This window comes from Streptomyces sp. NRRL B-24085, from assembly GCF_001282115.1.
Classification (GTDB): Bacteria; Actinomycetota; Actinomycetes; order Streptomycetales; family Streptomycetaceae; genus Streptomyces.
Genome location: NZ_LJBR01000517.1, coordinates 1 through 5588, shown reverse-complemented (window position 1 = coordinate 5588; position 5588 = coordinate 1). Strand labels below are relative to the sequence as shown.

Here is a 5588-nt window from a genome sequence, read left to right as displayed (position 1 = left end):
GTCCAGCCACGCCCGCGACACCCTCCCCGGACCAGGCCCACCGACGCAGCCGCTGACCACCAAGCCCCCGGCCCTCACCCGGAGCAGCACCATTCACCAGATCGACCTGCAAGCCGAGATCGCCCACCTGCGGCAACTCGGCAGCGCCTTCGAGGACTTGCACAGCGAAGGCCGCTCACTCACCCTCACACCCGGCACCGACGCCCGGCAGCAGCTCACGTCGAAGATCCTGGCCACGAACGAGCTGGTCCAACAGGCCATGGAACGCCTGGCCGCCCTCGACGGCAGCCAGTACGCCGCCGTACCCGGCAGCCGCCCGTCCCTGGATGCGCTCGCCTCCGTCGTCTTCGCCGCCAGCATCGCCGCGTCCGACTTGGCCGGCGCGCTGCAGGCCAACCCTCTGGAGGGCGCCGCGTTCCCCGGCCCGCCGGCCGATGAAGCAGCCGTGCGCACGGCACGGCACGCGGAGGCCGTCCCCGCCATGGCGGAGCGCCTCGCGGACGCCGCCCACGGGCTCGACCTGGCATGCACCGGCTGCTACTACCTCGCCAGTGGTATCTCCCGGGACCTGAAGCAGTACTCCGAACAGCAGCAGGAGACACCGGTGCCGGAGATCACGGCCAGCCAGTACGCCGTCCTCGCCCGGCTGTCCGCAGGAGGCGGCACTCGTTACGTAATCAGCCGGCACGGCGTGCTCAAGGCCATCGACAAGGACCGGGCCACCGTGAACGTCGCCAGCCTCAACGCCCTGATCAAGCGAGAACTCGTCGACGTGGACACCACGACACCCCTGCACCAGGGTCAGCGCCTCCACGTCACCGCCGAAGGCCGGCGTGCCCTCGCCCAGCACAAGCCCCCCGGCTAGCGCCCGAGCAGCGGCCGTGATCCCTCATGCAACGAAGCAGGGGGCGGGTCGCAGACGATGAGCTTCGCCCCGGCGGACCGCGTCCTGGTCGCCCGCGCCACCTGGCCGGCGGCGGACTGGACCGGCTGGGGCAGCCCCTGCCATCGCCGCCACCCGCACCGCTGCGCCGCCCTCGCTAACCCTCGCGGCGCCCCCAACAGCGGTACGGCGCTGAACGTCCGGGGCCCTCGGAGTCGCGGGTCCTCGGTATCGCCACGCCCCACTCGCAGCGACAAGCGCAGTGCGGTGTCCAACAGCTGGCTCCGCCCCCGGCTCACGCAGCGCACGGCTGCCCCTCCAGCGATCCACCTTCCGGAGTCCCCTCCCATGCCCAATCCGCCTTCTGTCACTGAGGTGTTGTCCGTCTCCGCCGCGGACGGCACACCCCTGGCCGTCTACCGCGATACGCCTGTGCGCCCGCGTCGCGACGACGCGACGGTCGTCCTCGTGCACGGCGCGTCCGTCACCGCCGACCTGTGGCGTCTGCACACCCGGCACCTGACCGGTCTGGGCCTGGGCGTCCTGCGCTACGACCAGCGCGCGCACGGCCACACCTCCCGAGGCCGGGCACCGCTGACGGTCGAACAGCTCGCCGACGACCTGCACCAGATCCTGACCCGCCTCGTCCCCACCGGACCGCTCGTGCTCGCTGGCCACTCCCTGGGCGCCCTCGTCCTGCAGGAACTCACCGCCCTGCACCCCCAATACCTGACCCGGGTACGGGGCATGGTGCTGCTGTCTCCCACCGCACGCGGTGCGACGGTGCTGCCCGGCCGCGGCCCGCGCGCCTGGCTGCTGGCCGCCGGGCGCAGCCTCGCTGCTCTGACCTGCGCCCACGCACCGCGCGCAGTGGATCTCCTGCGCCGACGGCTTCCCGGCACGCACCCCCACAGCCTCACCCCACGCCCCAACCGGTCGGCCGACGGGCCACCACGGTGCCGCCACGGCGTCATCCACACCGCGACCGGTGATCTCGCCGCCCTGTGGCAGTCCCTGTGCGACTACAAGCCGCGCGACCTCACCGTCCTGAGCCAACTCGGCGACCGGCTGATGCTCATGGCGGGAGCCGACGACCGGCACATCCCCGCCGCCCACACCAAGCATCTGGCCGTCCAACTCCCGGCCGCCGCGCTGGACGTCCTCCCTCACACCACACACGCCCTGCCCATCCGCCACGCAGCCCTCATCAGCGCCCGCATCGCCCGCCTCGCCGCTGAACTGGGCCGACCCCATCACCCCAAGGACCAGTCATTTCCGAACTCCCCGCTTTCCACGCGATTTCACTAGGCGCCGGAATTCAATCCAGTACCATGCTTGCCCTGTCCGCCGAAGGCATCCTTCCCAAGGTCGACTACGCCATCTTCGCCGACACTGGCTGGGAACCCAAAGCCGTCTATTCCCACCTCGACCGCCTCGAACAAGAAATAGCCGCGCCTGCAGGCATACCCGTTCTGCGCGTCACCGCGGGAAACATCCGTAACGATGCCCTAGATCCCGAGCACCGCTTCGCGTCCATGCCTCTATACATCCTCAACCAGGACGGGAAGCAGGGCATGACCAGGCGCCAGTGCACCGGGGAATACAAGATCAAACCGATCAAGAAGAAGGTCCGGGAACTCCTCGGCTACCCCTACCCCCAGCGCATCCCCAAGGATATATTCGTCGAACAGTGGGTCGGCATCTCGACGGATGAATTTCACCGGGCCAAGGACGCCGACGTCAAGTACATGCGCAACCGGCATCCACTCATAGACCTCGGCTGGTCACGCGCAGACTGCATCCGCTATTTGACCTCTATAGGCCTGGCAGACACGCCGAAATCGAGCTGCCTCGGTTGCCCATTTCACGGAAACGCGCAGTGGAGGAATATCCGGGAAAGCAGTCCGGAGGAATGGGCGGACGTGGTCGCGTTCGACGCGGCCATCCGCCAGGGCAACGCCCGCGCGAACGCGGCCGGGAACCGGCTGCTGGGCCAGGCGTTCCTGCACCGCTCCCGCGTCCCGCTCGACCAGGCCCCCATCGACCACGTCACCGCCGCGGAGTGGGCTGCGCGCCAGCAGGAACTCGACGACGGTGCCGCTGCGGTGGAGGAGATGGAGAACGGCGTGATCGACGGCTGTTCTCCCTGGGCCTGCCGCGGTGAAGCCCAACCGGTGCAGGGCGACTTCGGACTGGCCTGGTGAGGCGGATCATCCTCGATCTGTTCGCCGGGCCCGGCGGCTGGAGCCACGCGCTCACCGTCCTCGGCGCGCGGGACCTCGGCCTGGAGTGGGATGCATGGGCCTGTAAGACCCGAGCCATGGCGGGGCAGTTGACGATCCGGACCGACGTCGCCCGCTATCCGACGTGGATCTTCTCCGGCCGCATCCTCGGACTCATCGCCTCCCCGCCGTGCCAGGCATGGAGCATGGCCGGCAAGCGGCTCGGCCTGGTCGACCAGCCGCTCGTCCACCAGGCCGTCGCCGACCTCGCGGCCGGACGCGACACCCGCGAGCAGTTGCTCGCCGCGTGCGCGGACGAGCGCTCTCTCCTGGCGGCCGAGCCCATGCGCTACCTGCACGCCCTGAACACCGTGGGCGAGCCCGAGTGGGTGGCCATGGAAGAGGTCCCCGACGTTCTGCCGTTGTGGAAGCAGTACGCGGCCATCCTGCGCACCTGGGGCTTCTCGGTGTGGGTCGGCATTCTCAACGCCGCCGACTACGGTGTCCCGCAGACTCGGCGGAGGGCGATCCTGCTCGCCTCCCGGGTACGAACCGCCGAGCCCCCACCCCCCACACATGCACAACTCGCCGAGCCAGAAAGCCTGTTCGGGCCCGGCCGCACCCGCTGGGTGTCCATGGCGGAGGCCCTCGGCTGGGGCGCCACCGACCGGCCCGTGCCCACTGTGTGCGCGGGCGGCGGACCAGGCGGAGGCCCAGAGCCCTTCCCCTCCGGCGCCCGCAAGACCCTCACCGACGCCCGCGCCCGCGGCACCTGGGCACCCCGCCCCGACTCCGAGATCGTCCTGCCCTTCCGGCGAGAGGGCTCCGGCTGGGCCGCCCCGCACGGCGCCCGCGAGAACCGCCCCGCAGACGCAGCCCCCACGTTCACTGCCGAGGCGCACCGCTGGTCGTGGTCACTGCGCAGCAACAACCAGACCAACGCCACCATCCGCCGGTCCGACGAACCCGCCGGCACGCTCTTCTTCGGCCACCGGGCCAACGAGTGCACCTGGGTCGCCGAGCCCGCCGTCGAGGCAGCGGGGTCGGCACCGGAGCCGATCAAGATCACCGCCCGGGAAGCGGGTGTGCTGCAGAGCTTCCCCACCGACTATCCCTGGCAGGGCAACAAGGGCCAGATGTTCTCGCAGATCGGCAACGCCGTCCCCCCTCGCCTGGCCGCACACCTGCTCGCCACGCACCTCAACAAGCCCTTCAACCCTGCTGACTTCACTCTCGCCGCCTGATGCCTCACGCCATCGATCCCCATGACGACGACGGCCTCGACCGCGTCCCGGTGCCGAAGCCCGTGCACTACGCCGAGCAGGCTCTGCTCGGCGCCCTCCTCCTCGAACCTTCGCGTCTGGCCGACACCGAGCCGCTGATCGCCCACCACTTCGACAGCCACACCCACGCCGCACTGTTCACCGCGATCCGCACCCTCCCACCACCCGACCCCGCCAACCATGCCAAGGACACGGCCTGGCTCAACGCCGTGCTGGACCACGCCCGTCCTCACGCTCGCGGCCTGAGCGCCTCCTACCTCCACGCCCTCATCCAGTTCTGCCCGCAGCCCAAGCACACTGCGGCGTACGCCAGGATGATCCGCGCCGACAACGCTCGCCGGATCCTGCGCGCGCACGCCGAGCGCCTCGCTTCCACCGCAACCGACCCGGGCCTGCCCAACCCGACAGCCACGACGCTCGGCATGGCCGACGACATCGGCCGCGTCCTGGACGCCCTCGCCGAACAGTTCGCCCCGCACCCCGGCTCCTTCCCCCGCACGACACCCCCCGTGGATGATCCACGGCAGGCCGGCGAGGAGGACCTCGACGAAGAACGCCTCCTCCTGGCGACGGCCACCGCCTATCCGGCGGAGGTCCAGCAGATGCGGTGGCTCGTCGCCGAGGACTTCCTGCTGCCGCTGCACGCCGCGCTCTGGCAGTCCATCACGGCGCTGGTCCACCGCGGCGACATGGTCGACCCGGTCACCGTCCTCGGCGAGGCCCAGCACCGCAGACTGATCACCGACTCCCTCACTCCCAAAGACCTGATGGCCCTGGTCTCCACACCCGCCGGCTCCCCCGAGTACTGGGGCGAGAAAATCCTGAAACGCGCCCTCCTCACCCGCGCCCACACTGTCGCCGCGCGGATCACCGCCTACACCGACGACCCCGCCAACACCCCCCACCAGCTCATCACCGGCAGCCGCCGCGCCCTGGCCGACCTCAACGCCCTGCGCACCCGCTGGAACCGCGCCACCGCGCCCACCCCCGCGTCCGCCACCAGTGCCCCCGCGCGGTCCGCGCCGCGTCCCCGGGCCGGGCCGCCCCGGCCAGCCGTCACCGCAACTCGCGCCCACCGATGACCTCAACCACCGGGTCAGGCCGGCCTCCACGGCCAGGCCGGCCTCGAATCGAGCCCGCCTCCATGCCCCATAGCCCTCTCGACGCCCACGTCCAGTTCGACACCCCCCCCGCCCACGC

General features: G+C 70.8%; 5 protein-coding genes. All 5 read left to right on the top strand.

Annotation, left to right across the window (positions count from 1 at the left end):
- The coding region (locus tag AOJ26_RS38375; protein WP_053852967.1) for a hypothetical protein at positions 1–865 on the top strand (865 nt) is incomplete at its 5' end.
- 393 nt (positions 866–1258) lie between these two features.
- Complete coding sequence (locus AOJ26_RS38370) at positions 1259–2191, top strand: alpha/beta hydrolase (RefSeq protein ID WP_234358776.1); 933 nt, start codon at positions 1259–1261, stop codon at positions 2189–2191.
- A gap of 23 nt (positions 2192–2214) precedes the next feature.
- Entirely contained in the window at positions 2215–3087 is an 873-nt protein-coding gene (locus AOJ26_RS38365) for a hypothetical protein (RefSeq protein ID WP_063790382.1), read from the top strand.
- A 5-nt stretch (positions 3088–3092) separates the two neighbouring features.
- Complete coding sequence (locus AOJ26_RS38360) at positions 3093–4349, top strand: DNA cytosine methyltransferase (protein WP_053852968.1); 1257 nt, start codon at positions 3093–3095, stop codon at positions 4347–4349.
- Positions 4349–5470 (top strand): DnaB-like helicase N-terminal domain-containing protein, encoded by a 1122-nt coding sequence (locus tag AOJ26_RS38355; RefSeq protein ID WP_053852965.1) that lies wholly within the window; start codon positions 4349–4351, stop codon positions 5468–5470. The genes AOJ26_RS38360 and AOJ26_RS38355 overlap by 1 nt, the downstream gene beginning before the upstream one ends.
- The last annotated feature ends 118 nt before the right edge of the window (positions 5471–5588 follow it).